The 24,503-nt window shown below is 68.0% G+C and carries 26 protein-coding genes; 12 read left to right on the forward strand and 14 right to left on the reverse strand.

Annotated features, from left to right (window positions below; all coding sequences use genetic code 11):
• Positions 1–171: 171 nt before the first annotated feature.
• Entirely contained in the window at positions 172–804 is a 633-nt protein-coding gene (locus JUB11_RS20740) for a phospholipase (protein ID WP_207460484.1), read from the reverse strand.
• A 190-nt stretch (positions 805–994) separates the two neighbouring features.
• Here JUB11_RS20740 and JUB11_RS20745 point away from each other — a divergent pair, with 190 nt between their 5' ends.
• Positions 995–2,305, forward strand: coding sequence for a nicotinate phosphoribosyltransferase (locus JUB11_RS20745; RefSeq protein WP_247887209.1), 1,311 nt, complete (start codon positions 995–997; stop codon positions 2,303–2,305).
• Positions 2,306–2,405: 100 nt separating this feature from the next.
• Here the strand turns inward: JUB11_RS20745 and JUB11_RS20750 are convergent, their stop codons facing one another.
• The 7 genes from JUB11_RS20750 to JUB11_RS20780 form a co-directional block, all read right to left on the reverse strand.
• The gene (locus JUB11_RS20750; RefSeq protein WP_207460486.1) at positions 2,406–3,383 is read right to left on the reverse strand and encodes a carbohydrate kinase; all 978 of its coding nucleotides are present in this window, start codon (positions 3,381–3,383) and stop codon (positions 2,406–2,408) included.
• Positions 3,384–3,430: 47 nt separating this feature from the next.
• On the reverse strand, positions 3,431–4,906 hold the full coding sequence (locus tag JUB11_RS20755) for a mannitol dehydrogenase family protein (RefSeq protein WP_207460487.1): 1,476 nt from the start codon (positions 4,904–4,906) through the stop codon (positions 3,431–3,433).
• 80 nt (positions 4,907–4,986) lie between these two features.
• Positions 4,987–5,760, reverse strand: coding sequence for an L-iditol 2-dehydrogenase (locus tag JUB11_RS20760; RefSeq protein ID WP_207460488.1), 774 nt, complete (start codon positions 5,758–5,760; stop codon positions 4,987–4,989).
• Entirely contained in the window at positions 5,757–6,776 is a 1,020-nt protein-coding gene (locus JUB11_RS20765; RefSeq protein ID WP_207460489.1) for an ATP-binding cassette domain-containing protein, read from the reverse strand. The genes JUB11_RS20760 and JUB11_RS20765 overlap by 4 nt, the downstream gene beginning before the upstream one ends.
• A 10-nt stretch (positions 6,777–6,786) precedes the next feature.
• Positions 6,787–7,617 carry a carbohydrate ABC transporter permease gene (locus JUB11_RS20770; RefSeq protein WP_207460490.1) on the reverse strand — a complete coding sequence of 277 codons (831 nt, stop codon included), beginning with the start codon at positions 7,615–7,617 and terminating at the stop codon, positions 6,787–6,789.
• A gap of 3 nt (positions 7,618–7,620) precedes the next feature.
• On the reverse strand, positions 7,621–8,493 hold the full coding sequence (locus tag JUB11_RS20775; protein WP_207460491.1) for a sugar ABC transporter permease: 873 nt from the start codon (positions 8,491–8,493) through the stop codon (positions 7,621–7,623).
• A gap of 70 nt (positions 8,494–8,563) precedes the next feature.
• Positions 8,564–9,874 (reverse strand): sugar ABC transporter substrate-binding protein, encoded by a 1,311-nt coding sequence (locus JUB11_RS20780; RefSeq protein WP_207460492.1) that lies wholly within the window; start codon positions 9,872–9,874, stop codon positions 8,564–8,566.
• 363 nt (positions 9,875–10,237) lie between these two features.
• Between JUB11_RS20780 and JUB11_RS20785 the strand changes: the two genes are divergently transcribed.
• A complete protein-coding gene (locus JUB11_RS20785) occupies positions 10,238–11,431 on the forward strand; it encodes an ROK family transcriptional regulator (RefSeq protein WP_207460493.1) in 1,194 nt (397 codons plus the stop codon).
• 30 nt (positions 11,432–11,461) lie between these two features.
• Here the strand turns inward: JUB11_RS20785 and JUB11_RS20790 are convergent, their stop codons facing one another.
• On the reverse strand, positions 11,462–11,803 hold the full coding sequence (locus JUB11_RS20790) for a hypothetical protein (RefSeq protein WP_207460494.1): 342 nt from the start codon (positions 11,801–11,803) through the stop codon (positions 11,462–11,464).
• A gap of 267 nt (positions 11,804–12,070) precedes the next feature.
• Between JUB11_RS20790 and JUB11_RS20795 the strand changes: the two genes are divergently transcribed.
• A complete protein-coding gene (locus JUB11_RS20795; RefSeq protein ID WP_247887210.1) occupies positions 12,071–13,351 on the forward strand; it encodes a Gfo/Idh/MocA family oxidoreductase in 1,281 nt (426 codons plus the stop codon).
• A gap of 221 nt (positions 13,352–13,572) precedes the next feature.
• Here the strand turns inward: JUB11_RS20795 and JUB11_RS20800 are convergent, their stop codons facing one another.
• A complete protein-coding gene (locus tag JUB11_RS20800) occupies positions 13,573–13,839 on the reverse strand; it encodes a hypothetical protein (RefSeq protein WP_207460495.1) in 267 nt (88 codons plus the stop codon).
• Between the two features lie 203 nt (positions 13,840–14,042).
• Between JUB11_RS20800 and JUB11_RS20805 the strand changes: the two genes are divergently transcribed.
• From JUB11_RS20805 to JUB11_RS20815, 3 genes are all read left to right on the forward strand, one after another.
• A complete protein-coding gene (locus JUB11_RS20805; RefSeq protein ID WP_247887211.1) occupies positions 14,043–14,432 on the forward strand; it encodes a VOC family protein in 390 nt (129 codons plus the stop codon).
• Positions 14,429–14,860, forward strand: coding sequence for an EVE domain-containing protein (locus tag JUB11_RS20810; protein ID WP_207460496.1), 432 nt, complete (start codon positions 14,429–14,431; stop codon positions 14,858–14,860). The genes JUB11_RS20805 and JUB11_RS20810 overlap by 4 nt, the downstream gene beginning before the upstream one ends.
• 122 nt (positions 14,861–14,982) lie before the next feature.
• The gene (locus JUB11_RS20815; RefSeq protein WP_207460497.1) at positions 14,983–15,672 is read left to right on the forward strand and encodes an HTH domain-containing protein; all 690 of its coding nucleotides are present in this window, start codon (positions 14,983–14,985) and stop codon (positions 15,670–15,672) included.
• Between the two features lie 99 nt (positions 15,673–15,771).
• Here JUB11_RS20815 and JUB11_RS20820 read toward each other — a convergent pair whose 3' ends face one another.
• Positions 15,772–17,463: a methyl-accepting chemotaxis protein gene (locus JUB11_RS20820; protein WP_207460498.1), complete on the reverse strand. Its 1,692-nt coding sequence runs from the start codon at positions 17,461–17,463 to the stop codon at positions 15,772–15,774.
• A 388-nt stretch (positions 17,464–17,851) separates the two neighbouring features.
• Between JUB11_RS20820 and JUB11_RS20825 the strand changes: the two genes are divergently transcribed.
• Positions 17,852–18,346, forward strand: coding sequence for a GFA family protein (locus JUB11_RS20825; protein ID WP_207460499.1), 495 nt, complete (start codon positions 17,852–17,854; stop codon positions 18,344–18,346).
• Positions 18,347–18,438: 92 nt separating this feature from the next.
• On the forward strand, positions 18,439–18,621 hold the full coding sequence (locus tag JUB11_RS20830) for a CsbD family protein (protein ID WP_207460500.1): 183 nt from the start codon (positions 18,439–18,441) through the stop codon (positions 18,619–18,621).
• Positions 18,622–18,721: 100 nt separating this feature from the next.
• On the opposite strand, the gene JUB11_RS20835 is transcribed toward JUB11_RS20830, so the two are convergent.
• The gene (locus JUB11_RS20835; RefSeq protein ID WP_207460501.1) at positions 18,722–19,741 is read right to left on the reverse strand and encodes an SDR family oxidoreductase; all 1,020 of its coding nucleotides are present in this window, start codon (positions 19,739–19,741) and stop codon (positions 18,722–18,724) included.
• Between the two features lie 249 nt (positions 19,742–19,990).
• On the opposite strand from JUB11_RS20835, the gene JUB11_RS20840 reads away from it, so the two are divergent.
• The 4 genes from JUB11_RS20840 to JUB11_RS20855 are packed head-to-tail and all read left to right on the forward strand — an operon-like array spanning position 19,991 to position 22,590.
• Positions 19,991–21,181 (forward strand): zinc-dependent alcohol dehydrogenase, encoded by a 1,191-nt coding sequence (locus JUB11_RS20840; protein WP_348771479.1) that lies wholly within the window; start codon positions 19,991–19,993, stop codon positions 21,179–21,181.
• A 59-nt stretch (positions 21,182–21,240) separates the two neighbouring features.
• The gene (locus JUB11_RS20845) at positions 21,241–21,432 is read left to right on the forward strand and encodes a DUF3008 family protein (protein WP_207460502.1); all 192 of its coding nucleotides are present in this window, start codon (positions 21,241–21,243) and stop codon (positions 21,430–21,432) included.
• A 2-nt stretch (positions 21,433–21,434) separates the two neighbouring features.
• Positions 21,435–22,226, forward strand: a complete 792-nt coding sequence (locus JUB11_RS20850) for a DUF3891 family protein (RefSeq protein ID WP_207460503.1) — start codon at positions 21,435–21,437, stop codon at positions 22,224–22,226.
• Between the two features lie 52 nt (positions 22,227–22,278).
• Complete coding sequence (locus JUB11_RS20855) at positions 22,279–22,590, forward strand: hypothetical protein (protein ID WP_207460504.1); 312 nt, start codon at positions 22,279–22,281, stop codon at positions 22,588–22,590.
• Between the two features lie 49 nt (positions 22,591–22,639).
• Here the strand turns inward: JUB11_RS20855 and JUB11_RS20860 are convergent, their stop codons facing one another.
• Positions 22,640–23,542 (reverse strand): AraC family transcriptional regulator, encoded by a 903-nt coding sequence (locus tag JUB11_RS20860; protein ID WP_207460505.1) that lies wholly within the window; start codon positions 23,540–23,542, stop codon positions 22,640–22,642.
• Between the two features lie 315 nt (positions 23,543–23,857).
• Positions 23,858–24,496 (reverse strand): response regulator, encoded by a 639-nt coding sequence (locus JUB11_RS20865; protein ID WP_207460506.1) that lies wholly within the window; start codon positions 24,494–24,496, stop codon positions 23,858–23,860.
• Positions 24,497–24,503: the final 7 nt, after the last annotated feature.

Genomic DNA, 24,503 nt, shown 5'->3' on the forward strand with positions numbered 1-24,503 from the left:
TCGATCACTCCAAAAGCGCCGCGTCCGCGCAAATGTAGGTTTGATCCGACATCGCAAATGCCGCCGCATCTGCCAGAGGGGCCCGAATCTTCAAAAGACGTGGCGGCGGAAAAATCCGCCTTCAAGAGGGCGGCGGCGGTTGCTGTCCGATTTTTTCCGCAGGCCGCGGAGCTACCGGGCAAACTGCCGGCCGAGCGAGGCGGCGATGAAGGCCTGGGCCATCACCGCTCCCTCGGAAGAGATCGTGTGGCCCAGGCCTCGGAACAGGTGCCCCTCGGCGGCAAGGCCGTGGGCACGCAGCGCCACCAGGGCCTCGGTCGTTCCCGTGGGCGGGACCACGCCGTCGGCGGTGCCGTGAAGAAGCAGCAGCCGCGTGTCCCCGGCCGGGGCGAAGGGAGGCGGGGAGGCGAGGCGGCCGGAGAAGGCCACGCCGGCGGCGACCGGCCAGCGGCCCGAGACCACGGCGTCGAGCAGCATCATCGAACCCTGGGAGAAGCCGGCGAGAACGACGCGGTCGAGGCGCCCCTCGAAGCCATGCCGTTCGATCTGCGCGGCGATGACGCGGTCGAACTCCGCGCGCGCCGCGGCGATCCGTTGGGGACGGCTCTGCTCCGTCACGCCGGCGATGCTGAACCACTGCCGGCCGGACCCGTAATCGCCGGCGAAGGGGGCGTCGGGCGCCGTGAACAGGACGTTCGGCAACGCCGCCTCCCAGGCTTCGGCCAGCGGCATCATGTCCTGGCCGCCGGTGCCGAAGCCGTGCAGCAGGATGACAAGGGCGTCGGCGGGAGGACGGGAAGGCATTCTGATCTCCGGTCTCGGGAGGCTCATCACGGATCCGGCGTCCGCCGGGGTTGAGCCATTTGCTGGATTCCGCTGTTGGTTTCAAGCAACGACTGGGAATGCCGCGTGCGGATCGCGGCGATGGCGGACGAGGCACTGTTTTGGAGAAGGGGCCGATCAGGACGGTAGGGGACAGCGGAACGCCATGCTCATGAACTTCGCGACGCGCGCGCACAACCACAATTACGAAACGGATTTCATCGTCCGGTCCTTGCTCGACACGGACTGGTACAAGCTCGCCATGTTGCAGTTCATCTGGCTTCACTTCCCGGACGTGAATGTCCGCTTCAGCCTGATCAACCGCACGCGGTCGGTCCGGCTGGCCGAGATCGTCGATGAGGGCGAACTGCGCCGGCAACTGGAGAACGTCCGCTCCCTGCGGCTGAAGCGTTCCGAGGCGATCTGGCTTCAGGGCAACACCTTCTACGGGGAGCGGGGCATCTTCCGGCCCGACTTCATTGCATGGTTCGCCAACGGCTTCACGCTGCCCGACTACCGGCTGTCGAGGGAGGACGGCCAATGGCTCCTCGACTTCGAGGGTTCCTGGGCGCAGGTGACGATGTGGGAGATCTACGCCCTCAGCATCATCAATGAGCTGAAGACCCGCGCCGGGCTGGCGGGAATGGCGGAGACCGAACTCGACATCCTCTATGCCCGCGCCAAAATCCGGCTGTGGGACAAGATCGAACGCCTGCGCCCCGTGTCCGACCTGTACCTCTCCGACTTCGGCACGAGGCGCCGCCACGGTTTCCTGTGGCAGGAGTATGTGGTGGAGACGATGGCGGCCGAGCTTGGGCCGGCCTTCATCGGCACGAGCAACACCCACCTCGCCATGAAGCATGATCTCGAGGCGATCGGCACGAACGCCCATGAGCTTCCCGTCACCATGGCGGCCCTGGCCCGGACAACGGAACAGCTGAAGGTCGCGCAGTACGAGGTGCTGCGTCTCTGGCAGGAGACCTACGGGGGCGGAATGCTGGTGTTCCTGCCCGACACCTTCGGCAGCACGCAGTTCCTGAAGAGCGCGCCGGATTGGGTCGCGGATTGGACGGGCCTGCGCGTGGACAGCAAGGACCCCGTGGCGGCCGGCGAGGAATACATCGCCTGGCTGGAAAGCCGTGGCCGGGACCCCAGGGAAAAACGCATCCTGTTCAGCGATGGCCTCGACGTGGACGAGATCCTGCGCCTGCACCGGCACTTCGGCGGCCGCATCCGCGATGGGTATGGGTGGGGCACGATGCTCACGGCCGATTTCCGCGGCTGCCACCCGCGCGGCGGCAAAGCCTTCGATCCCCTGAGCCTGGTCTGCAAGGTGACCGCCGTCGAGCTGGGCGGCGCCTGGAAAGGGGCCGTGAAGCTCAGCGACAACCACGCCAAGGCGACGGGGCCGGCGGACGAGATCGCGCGCTACCGGGAGCTGTTCGGCACCGAAGGCGTCGCGAACGCCCCGGTGCTGGTCTGAACGCCGGGGAGCTTTGGCGCGCAGAACGGGCCAGAGGCGCTTTGCTCCGCCAAAAGCCCGGTGCTGAAAGCCCGGTGCCGGGGTCAGGGGCGGTTCGGTTTCACCCCAGCAGCCGGTTGACCGCCTCGCGGTCCGGCAGGGATGGAATGGCACCATGGGCCGTGGTGCTCAGGGCGCCGGCACCATTGGCGAAGCGGCAGATCCCGCGCAGGCGATCCGGGGTGAAGGCGGTGCCGACATCCTCCAGGATACCGGCCAGCAGTGCCGCGACGAACGCGTCGCCGGCGCCGGTGGTGTCCACGGTCGCCACCGCCATGCCCGGCACATGCTCGCAGGCGTCGCGGGTCACGAAGGTGCAGCCGTCGCGCCCATGCGTCACCGCGAGCAGCCGCAGGCCGTCGTGCCACAGCGACCGGCCGCCTTCGGCCGGGTCGGCCGTGCCGGTCAGGAAGCTCAGCTCCTCGTCGCTGAGCTTGACGATGTCGGCGGCGGCGATGCCCTGGCGGATCATGCGCTCGGCCGTCTCGCGGTCCGGCCACAGCGCCGGGCGCAGGTTGGCGTCGAAGGAGACCAGCCGTCCATGGCGCCGCGCCGTCTCCACCGCCAGCAGGCTCGCCTCCCGCGCCGCCGGATCGATCATGCCGATCGAGCCGGAATGCAGCAGGCGGGTCCCCTCGACCGCCTCGAGGTCGAGATCCGCCGATGAGAAGCCGGCCATCGGCTCGCCGTAGAACAGGAACTCGCGCTCCCCCTCCTCGTCGAGGGACACGAAGGCGACCGGGGTTCTGGCGCCGTCCGCGAGGCGCAGCCGGCTGACGTCGACGCCGGCATCGGCCAGCGACCGCGCCAGGAACCGGCCGAAGCTGTCCGCCGCCGTCCGGCCGAGGAAGGCGCTACGCACCCCCAGCCGGGCGAGCCCGGCCGCGACGTTCGCCGGGGCGCCGCCCGCCGCCGGGGTGAAGGACCCGATGCCCCCCGGACGAAGATCGGGGTCGGGGCCGGCGGGCATGAAGTCGATCAGCACCTCGCCCATGCACAGGGCGTCGGCGACACCGTCGCCTTGCGGCAAAGCGGTCATGGCAGCCTATCCTTTGTCGTTGGTTCCGTCGCCCGAGCCGACCGCCCTCAGGGCGACTCACCGGCATAACGGGCGAGCACCGTCCGGGTGCCGTCCGCCCACAAGGCGCGCAGGGCGTTGGCGAAGCGGTCGCGGAAGACCGGCGAGCGGCCGCTCTCGCCATAGACCTCCTCCATGTCCAGCCACACCGTCGGGTTGACGCGGGCCTCGCGCGCGACGGCGGTCAGCCGGTCCCAGTTGGGATCGTTGGGTTCGATGGCCTTGCCGTTCTCATCCTGCCCATAGCAGTAGCGGCACCACAGGGCCGATTCCAGGGCCAGCCCCTCGATGCCGGCGCCGGCCTTCAAACGGTCGGCGATGGAGGGAACGATGAATTTCGGCTGGCGGTTGGAGCCGTCGAGGCAGAGCCGGCGGATGGTGTCCTTGATCTTTGGGTTGGCGAAGCGGCGCTCGATGATGGCGAAATAGGCGTCCAGGTCGGTGTCCGGCACCGGCGGAACGGTGGGAATGATCTCCTCCCGCTCGATCTTCTGCAGGAAACGGCGGATCAGCGGCGTTTCCATCGCCTCATGGGCGTAGGTGATGCCGAGCAGGCCCGCCGGATAGGCGATCACCGCATGGCCGCCGTTCAGGATGCGGATCTTCATCGTCTCGAAGGGCGTGACGTCGGCGACGAACTGCACCCCCACCGCTTCCAGCGCCGGACGGCCGGCGGAGAACCGGTCCTCCAGCACCCATTGCGTGAAGTCCTCGCAGAAGACCGGCCAGGCGTCCTCGATCCCGAAGTCGCGCATCAGGGCCGCGCGCTCCTGCTCGCCGGTCGCCGGCGTGATGCGGTCGACCATGCCGTTGGGAAAGGCGACGGAGTCCGCGATCCAGCCGGCAAGCTCCGCGTCGACCGGCCTGGCGATGCCCAGCACGGCGTTGCGGGTGACGGTGCCGTTGTGCGGGATGTTGTCGCAGGACATGACGGTGAAGGGCTCGATGCCGGCGGCGCGGCGGCGCGCCAGCCCGGCGACGATCATGCCGAAGATGGTCGCCGGCCGGCCGGGGGACGCGATGTCGGCCCGGATGTCCGGGTGACCGCTGTCGAAGGCGCCGGACGCGTCGATGTAGTAGCCGCCCTCGGTCACCGTCAGCGAGACGATGCGGATGGCCGGGTCGGCCAGCTTGGCGATGATGGCGTCGGCGTCGCCGACCGGCAGCATCCCGACCATGGCGCCGACGACGCGGGCGACGCTCCGCTCGCCGGACTGTTCGACCACCGTGCTCAGCCAGTCCTGCCCCTCCAGGGCGTCCCGCATCCGCTGGTCCGAGGGCATGACGCCGGCGCCGAGGATGGCCCAGTCGAGGTCGCGGCCCTGGCCGAACAGCCTGTCCAGGCTGACGGCCTGATGGGCGCGGTGGAAGTTGCCGACGCCGAAATGCAGGATCCCGGCGGACAGCCGGGCGCGGTCGTAGGCCGGCACGCCGGCCGTCGCGGCGACGGCCGGGAGCGTCCCGGCCGAAAGAGACATGGTCATTGTGATCCCCTGCGGAGAAGGCGGAGGGTTTTGGGTCAAGTGGTTTTTGGGCCGGGCGGGTCCCGGACCGGGCGCCGCCTTCAGCTCATCCAGTTGCCGCCGTCGACGTTGTAGGTTTGGGCGACGATGTAGTCGGCCTCGGCGGAAGCCAGGAAGACGGCCATTCCGGTCAGATCCTCGGCCCGCCCCATGCGGCCGTAGGGCACCGCCTCGCCGGCCATCCGCTTCTTCTCGCCGGGCCGGAGGCCCTCATGCCGGGCGAACAGGGCGTCGACGCCGTCCCAATGCTCCCCGTCCACCACGCCGGGGGCGATGGCGTTGACGTTGATGCCGTGCCGGATCAGGTTCAGCCCCGCCGACTGGGTCAGGCTGATGACCGCCGCCTTGGTCGCGCAATAGACGGCGACGAGCGGCTCGCCCCGGCGGCCGGCCTGGGAGGCCATGTTGATGATCTTGCCCCCGCGGCCCTGCTCGATCATGCGCCGCGCCACCGCCTGAAGGGTGAACAGGGTGCCGGCGACGTTGATGGCGAAGAGCCGGTCGTAGCTGCCGCGCGTGATCTCGGTGACCGGCGCCAGGTCGAAGACGGCGGCGTTGTTGATCAGGATGTCGATGCCGCCGCTCCGCTCCACGACCGCGCCGACCGCGGCGTCGATGGAGGCCTGGTCGGTCACGTCCAGCGCCACCGCGTAGGCGCCGCCGCCGATCTCCGCCGCCGCCCGCTCGGCGGCGGCGAGGTCGATGTCGGCGATGGCGACCGTGGCTCCCTCCCGCACATAGGCGGCGGCGAAGGCGCGGCCGATGCCGCGCGCCGCCCCGGTGATGATGGCGGATTTCCCGTCGAGACGCTTCATGACAGCACCTTTTCCCGTGACATTGCCCGCCCCTGCGGATCGAACCGGTGCAGCTTCCCGGCCTGCGGCGTCAGCCACACGCGGTCGCCGTGACGGACCGGGACCTCGCCGCCGGCGCGCGCGACCAGCGTCCCGACCTCGGGCGACTGCACATAGACGAAGGTGTCGGAACCCAGATGCTCCGACACGCTGACCGTGCCGGACCAGCGGCCGCTCTCCGTCGACAGGGCCAGATGCTCGGGACGGATGCCGATGGCGTGGGCACCCTCGGCCGCGGCTTCCCCGCCCTCGATGAAGTTCATGCGCGGCGAGCCGATGAAGCCGGCGACGAAGCGGTTGCAGGGCCGGCTGTAGAGCTCGATGGGCGATCCGACCTGTTCGATGCGGCCGGCGTTCAACACCACGATCTTGTCGGCCATGGTCATGGCCTCCACCTGGTCGTGGGTCACGTAGATCATGGTGGTCGCCAGGCTGCGGTGCAGCTCGGAGATCTCCAGCCGCATGTTGACGCGCAACGCCGCGTCCAGGTTCGACAGCGGCTCGTCGAACAGGAAGGCGGTCGGCTCCCGCACGATGGCGCGGCCGATGGCGACGCGCTGGCGCTGGCCGCCGGACAGCTGTCCGGGACGGCGGTCGAGATAGCCGGTGAGGTTGAGCACCGCCGCCGCCGCCTCCACCTTGCGGTCGATGGCCGCCTTGTCCAGCCGTGCCATCTTCAGCGGGAAGGCGATGTTGTTGCGCACGGTCATGTGCGGGTAGAGCGCGTAGGACTGGAACACCATGGCCAGCCCGCGCCCGGCCGGCGGCAGGCGGGTGGCGTCCTTCCCGTCGATGCTGATGGTGCCGGACGACACATCCTCCAGCCCGGCGATCAGGCGCAGGAGCGTGGACTTGCCGCAGCCGGACGGGCCGACGAACACCACGAACTCCCCGTCGGCGATGGTGAGGTCGAGCGGCGGGATGACGGACACGTCACCGAAGCTCTTGGTGATCTGCTTGAGAACGATCTCTCCCACGGGAGGTCTCCTACTTCACGGCGCCGAAGGTCAGGCCGCGCACGAGCTGCTTCTGGCTGAACCAGCCGAGAACCAGGATCGGCGCGACCGCCATGGTCGAGGCGGCCGACAGTTTCGCGTAGAACAGCCCCTCGGGGCTCGAATAGCTGGCGATGAAGGCGGTCAGCGGGGCCGACTGCGAGGCGGACAGGCTGAGCGTCCAGAAGGCCTCGTTCCAGGCCAGGATGACGTTGAGCAGCAGGGTGGAGGCGATGCCGGGCACCGCCATCGGCAGCAGCACGTAAAGGATCTCCGCCTTCAGCCCGGCCCCGTCCATCCGCGCCGCCTCCAGGATCTCGCCCGGGATCTCGCGGAAATAGGTGAACAGCATCCAGACGATGATCGGCAGGTTGATCAGCGTCAGGACGATGACCAGCCCGGTCCGGCTGTCGAGCAGCCCCGTGTCGCGGAACAGCAGGTAGATCGGGATCAGCACGCCGACGGGGGGCAGCATCTTCGTGGACAGCATCCACATCAGCACGTCCTTGGTCCGCCGGCTGGGCACGAAGGCCATCGACCAGGCGGCGGGCACCGCGATCAGAAGCCCCACCAGGGTGGAGCCCAGCGAGATGATCACCGAGTTCATGAAGTGCAGGGCGTAATCGGACCGCGACTGCACCTCGGCGTAATTTTCCAGCGTCCACTGGAAGGCAATGAAGGAGGGCGGCGAGGCGATGGCCTCCGCCTCGGTCTTGAAGCTGGTCAGGGCGGTCCACAGGATCGGAAAGAAGATCACGATCCCGATGGTCCAGGCGAGCAGGGTCAGCCCCAGCTTGCGGGAGGCGGTCGTGGCGCGCGCCATGGCTCAGAGGTCCAGGTTGCGGCCGATCATCCTCATGAGGAAGACGGCGACGATGTTGGCGAGGACGACCGCGACGATGCCGCCGGCGGAACCGCCGCCGACATCGAATTGCAGCAGCGACAGGGCGTAGACCAGATAAGTGATGTTGGTGGTGGCGGTTCCCGGCCCGCCGTTGGTCGTCACCAGGATCTCGGCGAAGACCGACAGCAGGAAGATGGTCTGGATCAGCGTCACCACGGTGATCGCGCGGGCGAGATGGGGAAGGATGATGTGGATGAAGCGGTCCAGCGCGCCCGCGCCGTCCATCTCCGCCGCCTCCAGCCGCTCGCGGTCCAGCGACTGAAGGGCGGTCAGCAGGATCAGCGTCGCGAAGGGCAGCCACTGCCAGGTCACGATCATGACGATCGAGGACAGCGGCACCTCGCCCAGGAAGTCGATGGGCTGGAGGCCCAGCGCCCGTGCCAGGCTGGCGAACAGGCCGTTCACCGGGTTCATCAGCATGTTCTTCCAGACCAGCGCCGAGACGGTGGGCATGACGAAGAACGGGGCGATGACTAGGAGCCGGACGATCCCGCGCCCCCAGAAGGGCTGGTCGAGCAGAAGGGCCAGCAGGATGCCGCCGCACAGCGTCAGCGCCAGCACCCCGCCGACCAGCGCCAAGGTGTTGCCGAGTGCTGCGAAGAAGGCGGGATCGGTGAGGAAGTACTCGTAGTTCAGGGTGCCGATCCACTCCTCGCTCCCCGGCATCAGCAGGTTGTAGCGCAGGAACGAGAAGTAGAGCGTCATCGCGAGCGGGATCAGCATCCAGCCGAGCAGCAGGACGACGGCCGGGGCCATCGTCAGGCGCGCGGCCGCACGCGAATGGGCGGTGGCCATGGCTTGACCCTTCAGCGGCGTGTGAAGCGGCGTTTGTTGCGGCGTAGCGTGATCGGGCGGGCGGGGGCGGCTACTTGATGTAGCCGGCCTTGGTCATCTCGCGGGTGGTGAGCGCCTGCGCGCTCTGCAGCGCCTGGTCGGCGGTCATCTGGCCGGCCAGGGCCGCCGAGAAGGCCTGTCCGACCGCGGTGCCGATGCCCTGGAATTCGGGAATGGCGACGAACTGGACGCCGGTGTAGGGAACCTCCTCCACCGTCGGGCGGGTGGGATCGGCCGCCTGGATCGACTTCAGCGTGAGGTCGGCGAAGGGGGCCGACGCGCGGTAGTCGGCGTTGGCGTAGAGCGAGCTGCGGGTGCCCGGCGGGACGTGGGCCCAGCCTTCCTCCCTGGCGACCAGATCGAGATAGTCCTTCGAGGTCGCCCAGGCGATGAAGCTCTGCGCCGCCTCGGCCTTCTTGCTGCTGGCGGGGATGGCCAGTGTCCAGGCCCACAGCCAGTTGGACCGCTTGCCGAGCCCGTTGTCGGGCGCCAGGGCATAGCCGACCTTGTCGGCGACCTTGCTCTGCGCCGGGTCGGAGACGAAGGAGGCGGCCACGGTCGCGTCGATCCACATGCCGCACTTGCCGGTCTGGAATAGCGCGAGATTCTCGTTGAAGCCGTTGGAGGAGGCGCCCGGCGGGCCGGCGTCCTTCATCAGGCCGAGATAGGTGGTCAGCGTCTTCTTCCAGGCGTCCGTGTTGAACTGCGGCTTCCAGCTCATGTCGAACCAGCGCGCGCCGAAGCTGTTGGCCATGGCGCTGAGGAAGGCCATGTTCTCGCCCCAGCCGGCCTTGCCGCGCAGGCAGATGCCGTAAACCTCGGCCTTCTTGTCGGTCAGCTTGCGCGCGGCGTCGGCGATGAAGGTCCAGGTCGGCGCCTCCGGCATGGTCAGCCCGGCCTTCTCAAACAGGTCCTTGCGGTACATGATCATCGAGCTTTCGCCGTAGAAGGGCGCGGCGTAGAGCGTGCCGTCGATGGTCAGGCCGCTGCGGATGGACGGCAGCAGGTCGTCGGCATCGTAGTTGGAGCCGAGCTTGTCGAGCGGCATCAGCCACTTCTGCTTGCTCCAGATCGGAACCTCATAGGTGCCGATGGTCAGGATGTCGTACTGGCCGCCCTTCGTGGCGATGTCCGTGGTGACCCGCTGGCGCAGGACATTCTCCTCCAGCGTCACCCAGTTCAGCGTGATGTCCGGATGCGCCTTGGTGAAATGGCCCGCCAGCTTCTGCATGCGGATCATGTCGCCGTTGTTCACCGTGGCGATGGACAGCGTCTCCGCCTGCGCGGAGGCGCCGAGGAAGGCGGCCACCGCCGCTCCGATCAAGGATAGACCGCACTTCATGCTTTTCCTCCCAGATGTCTTTTCCGGTCGCGCCCGCGGTTGCGTGCCCGCCCGGCGGAGGGCGGCTCCGCCGGCCTCGCTGTCGGTTTGCCGCTCCGGGCGCCCAGCCATTCGGTTTGTAGGGCATGCGAACTATAAGCCCGGCGTTTCACGGCGCGCAATATATAAATCACATTGATTTTGATATTAGCCTGAAAGCCAAATCCACACGGCGGACGGCAGGGTAGCGCGTTGTCAACGGAGCGCAGGGAGGTTGCCGCAGCCGCACGAAGCGGCTTCGGAACGCCCCTTAAATAAACCATTTTGATTATGTTATGACGGGTTGCTATACCGGCTGACAGGGCATCGGGGAGGCGGGAAGGCATGCGCGGCGGCGACACCACCGGACTGCGCGTCTACAACGAGCGCCTGGTCATGAACGCGCTGCTGCAAAGCGGCATGCTCTCCAAGGCGGAGATCGCGCGGGAAACCGGGCTCAGCGGCCAGGCGGCTTCGGTGATCGTCAACCGGCTGCTCGAGGACGGGCTTCTGGTCAAGCTGGACAAGGTCCGCGGACAGGTCGGGCAACCCTCCACCCCCGTCGCCCCCAATCCGGAAGGCGCCTACGCGCTGGGCGTGAAGATCGGCCGGCGCAGCGTCGAGGCGATCCTGATCAACCTGCTTGGCGAGGAGCTGGGGGCGACCCGGGTGCGCTATGACGCGCCGCTGCCGGAACCGACGATCGCGACGGCGATCTCGCAGGCGGTGGCCCTGCTGAGCCATCTGTCCCCGGCGGCCCGTTCGCGCGTCGTCGGTCTCGGCGTCGCCATGCCGGATGAGATCCACGCCTGGTCGTCGGAACTGGGACTGGCGCCCGGCGCGCTGGACGGTTGGCGCGCCGCCGACGTCGCCGGCGCGCTGGGGCAGCGGACCGGCTTGCCGGTGGCGCTCTACAACGACGCGGCCGCCGCCTGCGCCGCCGAGATGATCGCCGGCCACGCCATCACACGCCGCAGCGCGCTCTACATCTATCTCGGCACCTTCATCGGCGGCGGCGTCGTGATCGATGGCCGTATGTATCGCGGCGAGCAGGGCAATGCGGGAGCCATCGGCTCCATGCCGACCGGCCCGTCCCGGCCGGGCTCGCCGCCGGGACAGCTGATTCACAGCGCGTCCATCTTCCTGCTGGAACGCGCGCTTGAGGCGGCCGGGATCGATCCCTCGGCAGCACTCACCGAAGGCGGCGGTCCCGCCGCCGACGCCATCTTCGACGGCTGGGCCGAAACCGCGACCGCCGAACTGTCGCGCGCCGTCGTCTCCGCCCTCAGCGTCATCGACTTCCAGGAGGTCGTGGTGGACGGCTTCCTGCCGCCGGCATGGCGCGACCGCTTCACGCGGCAACTGTCCGCGGCGGTGGAGCGCTTCAACCGTTCGGGCCTGACATCGGCCACCGTCACCGCCGGCTCGATCGGCCCGATGGCGCGCGTGCTGGGTGCCGCGATGCTGCCGCTCAAGGCGCGTTTTTCGCCCGATACCGACCTGTTGATCCGGTCGGGGATGGCGAGGGACATCGCGTGACGCCGGTGGGGAGCCCCGGCAGTCACGCCCTCAGCCGGAGAAGAAGCCGCCCCGGTTCGTTCCGCTGGTGAAGCAGGCGGTCTTCTTGCCGGCTTCGGCGCCGGAGGTGACCCCGGAGGAGCCGTTCCACAGGCCGCCGTGGCGCCGCCGGTCGGGGGCGCGCTCGATGCGCAGGTCCGCCTCGGACAGGAAGCTGACGATGATGCTTCCGTCCTGGAAGCAGATCAGCTCCTGGTCGCCATCCTGGCCGGCGGACGGCCCTGGGGCGAGGAAGCCCTGGTCGGACAGGCTGTAAGCCGCGGCGGGAGCCGAGACCGCCAGCGACGCGCCGACGGCCAGAAGCCAAGACCAGCCGGATGCCACCCTCCGCATGACGCGCCCCCTCCTGCTTCCGGATGATTGGCGCAAAACGCGGAGGAGACGCCGCAGGGTCCATGGCAGGCCCGGAAGGAAAAGGCTTAGCCTGCGCGGGCGACCCCGCCCGGAACGGCGGCTGCGGACCGCGCCGCGCGGCACCCCTCATGCCCGCCATCGGCGCTCCGCGGAGGGAAAAGCGCGATGATCGGCGGGCGCCGGTGTTCGAGAGCGGAGAAATCAGCATCCTTCCGATTCCGGAACGACACCGAAAGGCCACCCGCCATGCCGTTCGAGTTTCCCCGCCTGACCCGCCGCGGCCTGATCGCGACGGGGTCGGCCGGGCTTCTGACCGCCGCCGCCGGCCCCTCCCTCGCGATGCCGGGGCCGTCGCCCGTGGACACGGGCTCCGTCCAGGGCGGGCGCGTCACCTTTCCGAACTGGCGGGGCGAGGCCGACCGGCCCTCCGCGCCGCCGCCCGCACCCCTGCCGCCGTCCGAGCGCGTCGGCTTCGCCATCGTCGGGCTCGGCCGCCTGTCCCTTGAGGAACTCCTCCCCGCCTTCGGCGAATGCAAGCGGGCGCGGCCCGTGGCGCTGGTGTCGGGCAGCCCCGAGAAGGCAGCGCTGGTCGCGGCGCAGCACGGCATCAAGCCGTCGTCGGTCTATTCCTACGCGGACTTCGACCGCATCGCCGAGAACCCGGAGGTGCGGGTCGTCTATGTCGTGCTGCCCAACGGCCTGCACCGGGAATACGTGCTGCGCGCCGCGAAGGCGGGCAAGCATGTGATGTGCGAGAAGCCCATGGCGAACAACTCCGCCGAGGCGCGCGAGATGACCGCGGCCTGCGACGCCGCCGGCGTGAAGCTGATGATCGCCTACCGCTGCCAGTACGAGCCCAACAACCGCGAGGTGATCCGGCTGGTGCGCTCCGGCGCCATGGGCGCCCCGCGCTTCATCGAGGCCACCAACACCCAGACCATGGGCACCGGCGACCAGTGGCGCTTCAGGAAGGCGCTGGCCGGCGGCGGGGCGCTCCCCGACATCGGGCTCTATTGCCTGAACACCGCCCGCGCCATCCTGGGCGAGGAGCCGGTGGAGGTCTTCGCCCGCGTCTTCAACCCCGACGGCGACCCACGCTACCGCGAGGTGGAGGAGACCGTCTCCTTCATGCTGCGCTTCCCCTCCGGCACCATCGCCAACTGCGCGACGAGTTACGGCGCGCATGAGAGCAAGGATTTGCGGGTGCGGCTGGAAAAGGGCTGGATCAACCTGGAGAACGCCTTCGCCTACGAGGGGCAGCGGCTGCGCGTCGCCCACCGGGAAGGGAAGAACGAGGCGGTCGAGACGATCCGCCTGTCGCAGGAGAACCAGTTCGCCCTGGAGATCGACCATATGGCGAGCTGCGTCGCGCAGAACCGGACGCCGCACACGCCGGGGCAGGAGGGCGTGCAGGACCATCTGCTGATGGAGGCGCTCTACAAGTCTGCCGAAACGGGGGCACCGGTCGCCCTCGCCCCCACCCCGGCGCGGGACGCCACCCGCGGCCCCGCGCCGGACCAGAGCTGACCCGAGCCGGCCGGCCCCAGCCCGTGCTACAAACCGGCAGGACGGCAGGGCAGGATGGCTGGGGGAGCGGAATGGATACGGTCTGGTTCGGGCTCGTTCCCCAGGTGACCATAGGGACAAGCCCGGAGCAGGGCAGTCCGCAGCCGGCGCCCGGACATGAAAGGGGCCGGGAGAGCGTGTCTCCCGGCCCGAGTTTCCCCTTCACCCCAGGTTTGACGCCGTCACCCCTGCTGCGGCTTGTCGCCCGTCATGCGCGCCGCCGAGACCACATCGGAACCCGATCCCGATCCCGAACCTGATCCCGTTTCCGAGCCGGTCGGCTGGTCCGAACTCTCGGCCATCTCGGACGGGTCCCGGTCCGATCCGCCGCCAGCGGCGCCGGTGGAGCCGCTGCTCCCCTGGCCGGCGCTTTCGGACATGCCCTTGGCCATGTCCTGCTTCTTGCCCTCGTCGCCCCGGCCGGAACCGGGTTCGTCCTTGTTCGCCATGGCGCGCCCTCCAAATGGTTTGATAGGCCAACAACAGGCCCCGGCTCGCGGGCGTTCCGGGGTGAAGGAGCGGTGCCTGGACGTCGATCCATCAGGCTGCTGACACAAACTGACAGCAGGCCAGCCTAGGATCGGTCCTGTCGGACGCGAAATGTGGAAAAACGCTTCCGGCAGTAACCACCCAGACAGCCAGGGGCCATGCTATGATGCTTAGCGCCGGTATCATTCTTCTCTATGTCGAGAATCCAATAAACAGCGCCTCTTTCTATGCCGACTTGCTGGGAAGGACGCCAATGGAAGCCTCGCCCACTTTCGCGATGTTCGGGATGGAGCATGGCGTCAAGCTGGGTCTTTGGTCACGCCAATCGGTGGAACCGAAGGCCGTGTCGCTGCCCGGTGCCGGGGAGATCGCCTTCACTCTTCCCGATGATGATGCCGTGCGCGCCACCCACGCCGACTGGAGCCGCCGCGGGCTGACCATCGCGCAGGAGCCGGCCGCCATGGATTTCGGCTTCACCTTTGTTGCCCTCGACCCCGATGGTCATCGCCTGCGGGTCTTTGCCCCGGCGGCCCCGGGAGGGACCGCGCCATGAGCAACCGCAATTGGATCGCCGTGGCCTCGGCCGAGCATGTCAGGCTTGGCCGCGCGAGCGGATTCATGCAGGTCTGCCACGGAAAAGGCGCCCCTCTGCGCCGCATCAAGTCCGGTGACCGGATCGTCTATTACTCGCCGACGGAGGTTTTTCGAAAGAAGGACAAGCTGCGGACCTTTACCGCGATCGGCACCGTCGAAGCCGGGGAGCCCTACCAGGTTGACATGGGGGACGGGTTCACGCCGTTTCGGCGCGACGTGAGCTGGCGGCGGGCGGAGGAAGCGCCGATACAGCCCTTGCTCGATGTCCTGGACTTCACGGGTGGGGTGCGGAACTGGGGCCATCAGCTTCGCTTCGGGCTGTTCACGATCAGCGATCATGACCTGGGCCTCATAGCGGAGGCCATGAACGTGCGCCCGTTCGCCTGAGACCGATGCAAGTTGCGGGCGGCGATGGCAAAGTCGCATCGAACGGCTCCAGCATCGCTCGAAGGGTCAGGGTTTTCCTCGTTCGATGCTGGAGTGCCTTTCCAAGAAAGGATCCCTCACCCGTGTCCCGTGCCGAGCGCCTTCTGGACCTCATTCAGATATTGCGCCGCCACCGTCGGCCCGTGAGCGGACGGGTGCTCGCGGACGAACTTGGCATCAGTTTGCGGACGCTCTACCGGGATATCGCTGTTCTGCAGACCCAAGGCGCGCGGATCGAGGGCGAAGCCGGTGTCGGTTATGTCCTCCAACCCGGCTTCGTGCTGCCTCCGCTCATGTTTTCCGAAGAGGAGATCGAAGCCCTCGTGCTCGGGTCGCGTTGGGTCGCCATGCGGGGCGACGAACGCCTCGGTGCCGCGGCGCGCGACGCGCTTGCCAAGATTGCGGCGGTGTTGCCGGCTGACTTGCGCGACGATCTCGAAGGTTCGGCCCTGCTCGCCGGACCGGGGGAAGCGATCGCTGCCGCCGACACGAAGGAGCCTCTCATCCGGAAGGCGATCCGGACCGAATGCAAAATCGACATCACTTACCGCGACAGCGACGCGGCGGAAAGCCGACGCGTCATTTGGCCCTTCGCGCTCGGCTTTTTCGACAAGGTGCGTGTGGTCGTCGCATGGTGCGAATTGCGGCAAGCGGTTCGGCATTTTCGCACCGACCGCATCCTCGCGCTGACCCCGACGGAGACGCGCTATCCACGTCGTCGCCAAGCGCTTCTCAAGGCATGGCGCGAGGCCGAAAACATCGCTCCGCAATGAACCGCATCGAACGCGGGCGCCGGAAATCATGCGCGGAACCTCGATGGCCGCCCCAGGGCCGGGGCGGCCATCGATCCGTGCGATTTCACCAGTGCGATTTCAGGCGGCCTTGATCGCCGCGAGGAACCGCTCGACATCAGCCTTGAGGGTTTCCGCCTGCTGGGCCAGCTCCCCGGACGCGCTCATCACCTGTCCGGCGGCGGCTCCGGTTTCGCCGGCGGTCTGCGTCACCTGGCCGATGTTGCTCGACACTTCCTGAGTGCCGGAAGCCGCCTGCTGGACGTTGCGCGAGATCTCGTTCGTCGCCGCCCCCTGCTCCTCGATCGCCGCGGCGATGCCGGTGGAGATGTCGTTGATCTGGGCGATGGTGCCGCCGATTTCGCTGATGGCCTGCACGGCTCCGTTGGTGGCGCCCTGGATGGCGACGATCTGGGCGGCGATATCCTCGGTGGCCTTGGCGGTTTGACTGGCCAGGCTTTTCACCTCTCCGGCGACCACGGCGAACCCCTTGCCGGCCTCGCCGGCGCGCGCGGCCTCGATGGTGGCGTTCAAGGCAAGCAGGTTGGTCTGAGACGCGATGTTGGTGATCAGGCTGACCACATCTCCGATCCTTTGCGCCGCCTCGGCCAGCCCCTGGACCGTCGCGTTGGTGCGCGTTGCTTCCTCGACGGCTTTTCCGGCGATCCGCGTGGAGCGGGTGACCTGCGTGCCGATCTCCTGAATCGAACTCGCCATCTCCTCGGCAGCGGTAGCGACCGTCTGCACATTGGCGCTCGTCTGCTCGGCCGCGACCGCGACGGCGGTCGCCTGATTGTTGGTCTGCTGCGCCATGGCCGCCATGCTCTGCGCCGTGGCGTCCAGTTCGGAAGCGGCGGCGGAGACCGTGCGCAGTGCCGTCGTGGCGCTGCCCTCAAACTCACGGATCAGACGGTCGACCGTTTCGGCCCGGCGCTGCTTGGCCTGCTGCTCCGCGGATTGCACCGCAGCCAGGCGGTCGGCTTCGATCAGACCGTCCTTGAACACCTGCACGGCCCGGGCCATGGCGCCGATCTCGTCGCGGCGTTCCGTGCCGGTAACCGCAACCGCCAGATCATGGCCGGCGAGGCGTTCCATGAGGCCGGTCATGGCCTGGATCGGCTTGGCGACCGTGGCGATGACGATCCACCCGGCGGCGACGCAGATGGCCGTCACCAGAGCGAGGATGCCGCTGATGAGCATCTTGCTGCTGGCGTAGATCGCCGCCCCTTCGTCCGCTGCGGCCTTGCCGCCCGCGGCGTTGAAATCGATGAGTTCCTGAAGCAATGCCTTGGCCTGCCGGAACACCGCCCTGGACTCGCCGCGGTACAGCCTGCTGGCCACCTCGTTCTCATTTTCGCGGGACAGCGTGAGGAGCTTCTGCTCGCTGATGGAAAGGTAACGCTCCCAAGTACCGGAGAACTTCCTGTATGTTTCGGTTTCAATTCCGGGCGTGAGCAAGGCCTCGTACCGCTTTCTCTGCTCCTCCATGTTCTTCAGCGCGGCGGCGATCAACTGCTCCTCGGCCGCCATGTCCGCTGGAGTGGGGGAGGTGATGTGAGCGCCTTCCAGGCTGCGATAGGCCTCCAACGAACTGCTGATTGCGCCGATCAACCCGACGCTGGGCAACCAATTGTCACGGATCGACGCAGCGCCATCATTCACCGCAGATATGCGGTTTATTGATGATAAGCCCATTCCAATGGTGAAGGCTATTATCAACAGGAACACTGTAAGAGACTTTGCCCGAACACTGACATTGGCAAGACGTAACATCGCCGCGTTTCTTTCCGTTTCAGCCTTGAGTCGGCAGATAATTTTACAGGGCTGAAATATGTCCTCGCAAAAATTAATAAAATGCAAAGTTTTCGTGCGTTTCCGACGCGGCGGCGGAGCAGGCTCCAACCTGCAAGGACAGCCGCAGTTGCAATCCCAGATACACCGGTGTTCCTGCCAGTCGGGGAAGGGTGAATGCGATGCGTCCGTTCGCAGGGGTGGAGCGTGGCCGGTGTCGTCGTCCTCAACTCCGCCGGTACCCCTGTCGCCGTCACGGGGACGGAGTCCATTCACGCGTGACATCGGTCCCATTTCGGCACTTATGGATTTCGAAAACAGACTCCAAGTCTCTGGACAACGCCCCCCGCGTCAAAAGGAGGATCACGCCATGAAGCTCGAGGGTTCCTGCCGCTGCGGCGCCGTCCGCTTTTCCCTGAACTCGCCGACTCCCTATCCCTTCATGCGCTGCTACTGCTCCATCTGCCGGAAGAGTGCCGGCGCGGGCGGCTACGCCATCAATCTCGGCGGCGACGCCGCGAGCCTGGAGGTGCGGGGAGGGGAGGCGGTCGCGACCTGGCGCGCGCCGGTCGAGGACCCGGACCATCCGGGCCGGACCTGCCCCGGCCCGTCCCGCCGCCATTTCTGCACGCGGTGCGGCTCCGCCCTGTGGGCCGAGGATCCGGCCTACCCGGACCTCGTGCACCCCTTCGCCTCGGCCATCGACACGCCCCTGCCGGAGCCGCCGGAGCGCGTCCACATCATGCTGGACTTCAAGGCGCCCTGGGTCCGGGTTCCCGACGGGCCGGGCGAGGTCCATTTTGCCCGCTACCCGGAGGAGTCGCTGGAGGACTGGCACCGCCGGCACGGGCTGCTCGATCCCTGAGGGCGAGCGCCGGGGACGATTTCAGCCGGAACCTGTTGGTCTGGATGTTCTGGCCGGCGGAGACGCCGGCATGCCATGGAGAGGATCGAGCGATGAACGATGACCGCACCGAAGGTTCGATGAAGAAGATGAAGGGCGACCTCAAGGAAGGCGTCGGCAACCTGACCGGGGACAGCAAGCTTCAGTCCGAGGGCAAGGCCGACAAGGCCGAGGGCAAGATCCAGAACGCCATCGGCGGCATCAAGGACGCCCTGACCGGCAAGGGCAACCCTTGACCGCCCCTGACCGCTAGGTCCGGAAAGGCCGGATGACTTGGAGCGCGACGTCATGGCATGTCATCGCGCTCTCCTCCACCTGGAGTTATGCCGCCTGGAGTCATGGCCCGCCGCGCCCGCCGACGGCGCCGTACACCTGACCCGTCGCGTAGCTGGAGTCCTGGGACGCGAGAAGGACGTAGATCGGGGCGAGTTCGGCTGGCTGGCCGGGGCGGCCCATCGGCGTGTCGCCGCCGAAGCTCGTGAGCTGGTCCGGCGGCTGGCCTCCGCTCGGCTGCAGGGGCGTCCAGACGGGCCCCGGCGCCACCGCGTTGACGCGGATTCCCTTCTGCGCGACCTGCTTCGCGAGGCTCTTCGTGAAACTCATGATCGCCGCCTTGGTCGCCGAATAGTCCAGCAGGTTGGCGGAGGGTTCGTAAGCCGTGACCGAACTGGTGTTGATGATGGTGGAGCCCGGACCCAGGTGCCGCATGGCAGCCTTGGTAATCCAGAACATCGCATAGACGTTGGTTTTGAAGGTCTCGTCGAGCTGCTCCGTGGTCAGCTCCAGGATGGACGGCACGGAGTGCTGCCTCGCGGCGTTGTTGACGAGGATGTCGAGGCCGCCGAGTTCCCGCGCGGCGTCGGCGACGAGCTTGTTGCAGAAGGCCTCGTCCCGGATGTCGCCGGGCAGGGGGATGGCCTTGCGCCCTTCCGCCCGGATCAGCTCGACCACCTCCCGCGCGTCCGGCTCCTCGGCCGGCAGGTAGTTGAAGGCGACGTCGGCGCCCTCGCGCGCGAAGGCGATGGCGGCGGCCCGGCCGATGCCCGAATCCCCGCCGGTGACGAGCGCCTTGCGCCCGGCAAGGCGGCCCGAGCCCTTGTAGCTGGTCTCGCCGTGATCGGGGCGGGGCGTCATCCGGCTGGCGAGGCCCGGCCATTCCTGCTCCTGCCGGGGAAAGGGCGGGCGGGGGTATTCGGTGACCGGGTTCCGCATGGCCGGCGCGCCGCTGGCCGCGCCAGCGCCGGTCGGAGCGTTCCCCTGCTGCGCCAGCACGGGCGTGCCGAAGGCCGCGACCATGCCGGTGGCGATGCCGCCGACGACGAGCCGCCGCGAGCTGTCGATGTCCTCAGGGTTCATGTCCGTCTCCGCGCCCACTGCCGGGCAGGGGCATTGCCCAACGCGGGGCGCCTGCCGATGGGATGGGTAACCGTCATGCCGTGCATGGGTTCCCGCGCGGAGGACCGGCGCTCCGGGGGCCTGGGACGCGCAACAGATCGGGATGCAAGGGAGTTGGAGTGCGCAGATCCTTGCCGGCCTCCCGCGGCTTCCTTGGCCGGCACCCGCAGCATACAGGAGGTTTTCGTTAAAGCCGTTGTCTTCCATGGCGTGGGCGACATCCGCGTCGACGAGGTGCCCCAGCCCAAGATCAAGGACCCGCACGACGCGATCGTCCGCATCACGGCGAGCGCCATCTGTGGCACCGACCTGCACATGATCCGCGGCACGCTGCCCGGCATGAAGCCCGGCACCATTCTCGGGCATGAGGGGGTAGGGGTGGTCGAGGAGGTCGGCCCCATGGTGCGCAACCTGAAGCGGGGCGACCGCGTGGTGATTCCGTCCACGATCGGTTGCGGCTCGTGCAATTACTGCCGCTCCGGCTATTTCGCGCAGTGCGACGAGGCCAACCCGAACGGCCCGGCAGCCGGCACCGCCTTTTTCGGCGGTCCGGAGATGACCGGTCCCTTCGACGGGCTTCAGGCCGAATACGCTCGCGTTCCCTACGCCAACGTCGGGTTGGTGAAGCTGCCGGACCAGGTCACCGACGATCAGGCCATCCTGATCTCCGACATCTATCCGACCGGCTATTTCGGCGCCGAACTGGCCGAGATCAAGGCAGGCGACATCGTCGCGGTCTGGGGCTGCGGCCCGGTCGGACTGTTCGCGATCCTCAGCGCCTTCCAGCTCGGCGCCAGCCGGGTCATCGCGGTGGACGGGATTGAAGGCCGGCTGAACCGCGCCCGCGACCTCGGCGCGGAGGCGGTGGACTACAATCAGGAAGACCCGGTCCAGGCGATTCGCGATCTGACCGGCGGCGCCGGCCCCGACCGGGCCATCGACGCGGTGGGTGTGGATTCCGAACGGCCCAAGACCGGCCCGGCGGCGGAGCAGGCAAATCAGCAGGCTGGACAGTTCGCACAGGAGGTCCAGCAGATCGCGCCGGACGCCAACCCGCGGGGCGACCAGTGGAAGCCCGGCGACGGTCCGTCCCAGGCGGTGACCTGGGCCCTGGATTCGCTGGCGAAGGCGGGAACGCTCTCGATCATCGGCGTCTATCCGCAGACCGACAAGTTCTTCCCCATCGGGATGGCGATGAACAAGAACGTCACCGTCAACATGGGAAACTGCAACCACCGCAAATACATTCCCCGTCTCGTCTCGATGGTCGAGGCCGGCACCGTCGATCCGGCCAGGATCCTGTCGCACGTCGAACCGATGGGCGACGTCATCGAGGCCTACAAGCAGTTCGACCTGCGCAAGCCGGGATGGGTGAAGGTGGAACTGGTCCCCGGCCGGTAGTGCCGGCGGCCACGGCTGCCCTGTTGTGGACGATGCTTGAACCTTCACGGAGAACGGACATGCCCAAGGCGGAGTCGAAGAAGCAGCAGATGGCGTCCGGTGCCGCGCTCGCCGCAAAGCGTGGCGACAAGCCGGCGTCCAGCCTCAGGGGTGCATCGAAGGAGATGGCCAAGTTGATGAGCGAGAAGGAACTTCACGACCTGGCCGCCACCAAACGCAAGGATCTCCCGATGCGCGAGTCGAAGGATTAGCCATGCTGTTCCGGGACGACGGCGACGGCGTGATCGCCATCCCGCAGCCGAGCCATGCCTGGCTGTCGGGCCAACTGATGCGGGTTTGGGGAAACAACGCCTTCCACCCGCCGTCGCCCCGCGAGGAGGTCTGCCTCGGGGCGGAGCAGCACGACATCGGCTGGCTGTCCTGGGAAGCCGAGCCGACGCTGAACCCGCGGACCGGCCGGCCGCACGGCTTTCAGGACCTTGATGCTGGAACGCACACCGGGATCTGGACGCGGGGCGTGCGCTGCGCGCTCGCCTTCGGGCGCTACCCAGCCCTCATGGTTTCCCTGCACGCCGACACGATCTACGGAACCTTCTTCGACTTCGACAAGGCGTCGCAGGAGGACGCGGCGCTCGTCCGGCGCTTCCTGGAGGGGCAGCACCGGTTCCAGCGCGACTGCGTCGCGGCCTTGGCGGCCAATCCCCGTTATGCGGCGGACCTGACGCCGGACGCGCTTGAGCGCAACCGGATGCTCATCGCCGCGGTCGACCGCATGTCGCTGGAGATCGGCTGGGGCGTCGGGGAGGAGACGGTGATCCCCGGCGTGCCGACCATCGGCGAAGTCAGGACCGAACTTCGTCTCGGCGCGGTACGCGGAAACCCGGCCGATCTGCGCGTGGAGCCCTGGCCATTCGAGGCGGGGCGTGTCGATCTGGTCTGCGAGGGGCGCCGCCTGCGTGGCCGCTTTACCGATGATTCGGCGATGCGCCGGGCGCTTGATGAGGCGGAGCCCGTCACGATCCTGACCGTGCTTTCGCCGCGCTGAGGCGCGGCCCTCCGGCGGCGCGCCGGATCATCAGAGGGAATGTTGAATCGTCATGACGGACAAGGGTCAAAAGACGCTCGATCAAGCCTATGAGGGGCTGGAGAAGGAGGCGCCCGACCGCGTGGCGCGCGCCATCCGCTGGCTCCGCGACCCGAAGGCGCGCTGGATCCGCATACCGCTCGGGGTGCTGTTCATCATCGCCAGCATGCTGTGGTTCCTGCCGGTGGTCGGGATCGAGATGCTGCCGCTTGGCTTGCTGCTCATTGCGCAGGACGTGCCTTTCCTGCGGAAGCCGGTCGGCCGTTTCATGATCTGGCTGGAGCGGAAGTGGGTCGCCCTGCGCCATCGCTGGCAGCGGGGCTGAAACGCATCGGGCGTCGCGCCGGAGTTCAGGGCGGGCGGTTGCGCTCCGCTCACGCCGCCGCGTTGCGGTGGCGCCAGACACCCGGCGAGACGCCGGCGAAGCGGCTGAAGGTGCGCGTGAAATGGCTCTGGTCGGCGAAGCCGCAATCGAGCGCCACGTCGCCGAGCGTCCGCGTGCCGTCCCGCATCAGCTCCTTGGCGTGGTCCACGCGCCGTTGCAGAAGCCACTGGTAGGGGGTGATGTTGGTGGTCCGCCGGAAGGCGCGGACGAAATGCCCGACGGACAGCCGGCATTCCGCCGCCAGGTCGGCCAGCCGGATGTCGCCGTCCAGCCGGGCGGCGATCATCTCCTTGACGCGGCGCTCCTGCCAGGGTGCCAGGGTGCCGCCGCTCCGCGCCGCCGTGACCTGGCCGTAGGCGGCGACGAGATGGGTCGCCAGGGCGCAGCTCACATGGTCGAGATACATCAGGCCGATGCGTTCCGGCACGTCCAGCGCCGGCAGCATCGCGGCCACGATCGCGGCGATGGTCGGATCCTCGATGCACTCGCTCGGTTTGACGGCGATGTCCTCGAACTGCTGCGGGCCGCCGTCCGGAAGGATCTCCTCCAGCATGGCGCGCGGCAGGTGGATGACCAGCGTGTCGAAGGCCGTGTGCATGCGGCAGGCGATGTTGCGCCGGAAGTCATGGATGGTCGTGTGCCCGGCCAGGTTCGGCGGGCGCGGCACCGGCTTGCCGTCCACCCAGATCTCCGAACGGAAGCTCGACAGGTGATGGCTGATCAGGAACGCATCCTCGAGCGCCGGCGTGTCCAGCATCCCGAGCCCGCCGGTGTCGCAGCGCAGGCGGGCGATCCCGACCGTCCCCCGCCCGATGTCGCGGCGGATGACGGCCGGCTTCTCCGGCAGCGGGATGAAGCGCAGGTCCAGATTGCTCTCGGCGGCCTTTGCCATGTCCGTCTCCCGTTCGCATGCTTGGGGCGAGCCGTTCCGGCGGCGCTCCCACCGCCTCGGGCGCGGCGTGGCTGCCGGATGCCCCCTTTCCGACACAGGCTACGCGCGGGGGAACCGCAGGGCTATTGAGCGGAGATCGGGTTTGATTATGTCTTGGTTGGGCGATCCTAGACCTTGGTCTAGGATCCGTGGACGGTTGGCCAATGGAGGGAGGCCGGCCATGCAGGGCCTGCGGTGCAGGCGCGCCTGACCCCTACCGCCGGCTGCGGCGGAGGGCGGAAAAGAGGATGGGAAACGAGGATAAGGAACGGCCGCTCAGGACGGCTTGGCGTCCTGCGGCATCAGCCTGTCCAGGATGCGGACGAGGTCCACGACCGAGTCCACCTCCATCTTGCGCATGGCCTGACCCCGGTGCAGCTTCACCGTCGCCTCGCTGAGGCCGAGATCGCCGGCGATCTGCTTGTTGCGCTGGCCGGCCACCACCATCTGCGCCACCTCGCGCTCGCGCGCGGTCAGCGTCTCGAAACGCGCGCGGTGGACGACGAGCCGGCGTTCCTGCTCGCGGCGCTCGCGGTGGTGGGAGAGGGCGAGCTGGATCGCGTCCAGCAGTTCCTGGTGATGGACCGGCTTGGTCAGGAATTCGAAGGCGCCGGCCTTCATGGCGCGGACCGACATGGCGACGTCCGCGTGCCCGCTGATGAAGATCACCGGCAGGCTGTTCCCGGACCGGGCAAGCTCGGCCTGGAAGTCCAGGCCGCTGCGGCCCGGCAGCCGCACGTCCAGCACCATGCAGCCGACATCGATGGCCGGCCGCTGATCGACATACTGCTGCACCGACGCGAAGCATTTCGCGTCGAGCCCGACCGAGTCGAGCAGGCCTTCCAGGGCTTCGCGCACCGCTTCGTCGTCGTCGATGATCACGACGGTCGCGGTTTCCTCCGTCTTCGCCCCCATCACGTCC

This window comes from Azospirillum sp. SYSU D00513 (assembly GCF_017356015.1).
Classification (GTDB): domain Bacteria; phylum Pseudomonadota; class Alphaproteobacteria; order Azospirillales; family Azospirillaceae; genus Azospirillum.

What these genes read in the sequence shown, in the direction of transcription:
- JUB11_RS20740 (WP_207460484.1), bottom strand. Translation starts at nt 804, where the DNA reads ATGCCTTCCCGTCCTCCCGCCGACGCCCTTGTCATCCTGCTGCACGGC.
- JUB11_RS20745 (WP_247887209.1), top strand. Translation starts at nt 995, where the DNA reads ATGAACTTCGCGACGCGCGCGCACAACCACAATTACGAAACGGATTTC.
- JUB11_RS20750 (WP_207460486.1), bottom strand. Translation starts at nt 3,383, where the DNA reads ATGACCGCTTTGCCGCAAGGCGACGGTGTCGCCGACGCCCTGTGCATG.
- JUB11_RS20755 (WP_207460487.1), bottom strand. Translation starts at nt 4,906, where the DNA reads ATGACCATGTCTCTTTCGGCCGGGACGCTCCCGGCCGTCGCCGCGACG.
- JUB11_RS20760 (WP_207460488.1), bottom strand. Translation starts at nt 5,760, where the DNA reads ATGAAGCGTCTCGACGGGAAATCCGCCATCATCACCGGGGCGGCGCGC.
- JUB11_RS20770 (WP_207460490.1), bottom strand. Translation starts at nt 7,617, where the DNA reads ATGGCGCGCGCCACGACCGCCTCCCGCAAGCTGGGGCTGACCCTGCTC.
- JUB11_RS20775 (WP_207460491.1), bottom strand. Translation starts at nt 8,493, where the DNA reads ATGGCCACCGCCCATTCGCGTGCGGCCGCGCGCCTGACGATGGCCCCG.
- JUB11_RS20780 (WP_207460492.1), bottom strand. Translation starts at nt 9,874, where the DNA reads ATGAAGTGCGGTCTATCCTTGATCGGAGCGGCGGTGGCCGCCTTCCTC.
- JUB11_RS20785 (WP_207460493.1), top strand. Translation starts at nt 10,238, where the DNA reads ATGCGCGGCGGCGACACCACCGGACTGCGCGTCTACAACGAGCGCCTG.
- JUB11_RS20790 (WP_207460494.1), bottom strand. Translation starts at nt 11,803, where the DNA reads ATGCGGAGGGTGGCATCCGGCTGGTCTTGGCTTCTGGCCGTCGGCGCG.
- JUB11_RS20795 (WP_247887210.1), top strand. Translation starts at nt 12,071, where the DNA reads ATGCCGTTCGAGTTTCCCCGCCTGACCCGCCGCGGCCTGATCGCGACG.
- JUB11_RS20800 (WP_207460495.1), bottom strand. Translation starts at nt 13,839, where the DNA reads ATGGCGAACAAGGACGAACCCGGTTCCGGCCGGGGCGACGAGGGCAAG.
- JUB11_RS20805 (WP_247887211.1), top strand. Translation starts at nt 14,043, where the DNA reads ATGATGCTTAGCGCCGGTATCATTCTTCTCTATGTCGAGAATCCAATA.
- JUB11_RS20810 (WP_207460496.1), top strand. Translation starts at nt 14,429, where the DNA reads ATGAGCAACCGCAATTGGATCGCCGTGGCCTCGGCCGAGCATGTCAGG.
- JUB11_RS20820 (WP_207460498.1), bottom strand. Translation starts at nt 17,463, where the DNA reads ATGTTACGTCTTGCCAATGTCAGTGTTCGGGCAAAGTCTCTTACAGTG.
- JUB11_RS20825 (WP_207460499.1), top strand. Translation starts at nt 17,852, where the DNA reads ATGAAGCTCGAGGGTTCCTGCCGCTGCGGCGCCGTCCGCTTTTCCCTG.
- JUB11_RS20830 (WP_207460500.1), top strand. Translation starts at nt 18,439, where the DNA reads ATGAACGATGACCGCACCGAAGGTTCGATGAAGAAGATGAAGGGCGAC.
- JUB11_RS20835 (WP_207460501.1), bottom strand. Translation starts at nt 19,741, where the DNA reads ATGAACCCTGAGGACATCGACAGCTCGCGGCGGCTCGTCGTCGGCGGC.
- JUB11_RS20845 (WP_207460502.1), top strand. Translation starts at nt 21,241, where the DNA reads ATGCCCAAGGCGGAGTCGAAGAAGCAGCAGATGGCGTCCGGTGCCGCG.
- JUB11_RS20850 (WP_207460503.1), top strand. Translation starts at nt 21,435, where the DNA reads ATGCTGTTCCGGGACGACGGCGACGGCGTGATCGCCATCCCGCAGCCG.
- JUB11_RS20855 (WP_207460504.1), top strand. Translation starts at nt 22,279, where the DNA reads ATGACGGACAAGGGTCAAAAGACGCTCGATCAAGCCTATGAGGGGCTG.
- JUB11_RS20860 (WP_207460505.1), bottom strand. Translation starts at nt 23,542, where the DNA reads ATGGCAAAGGCCGCCGAGAGCAATCTGGACCTGCGCTTCATCCCGCTG.
- JUB11_RS20865 (WP_207460506.1), bottom strand. Translation starts at nt 24,496, where the DNA reads ATGGGGGCGAAGACGGAGGAAACCGCGACCGTCGTGATCATCGACGAC.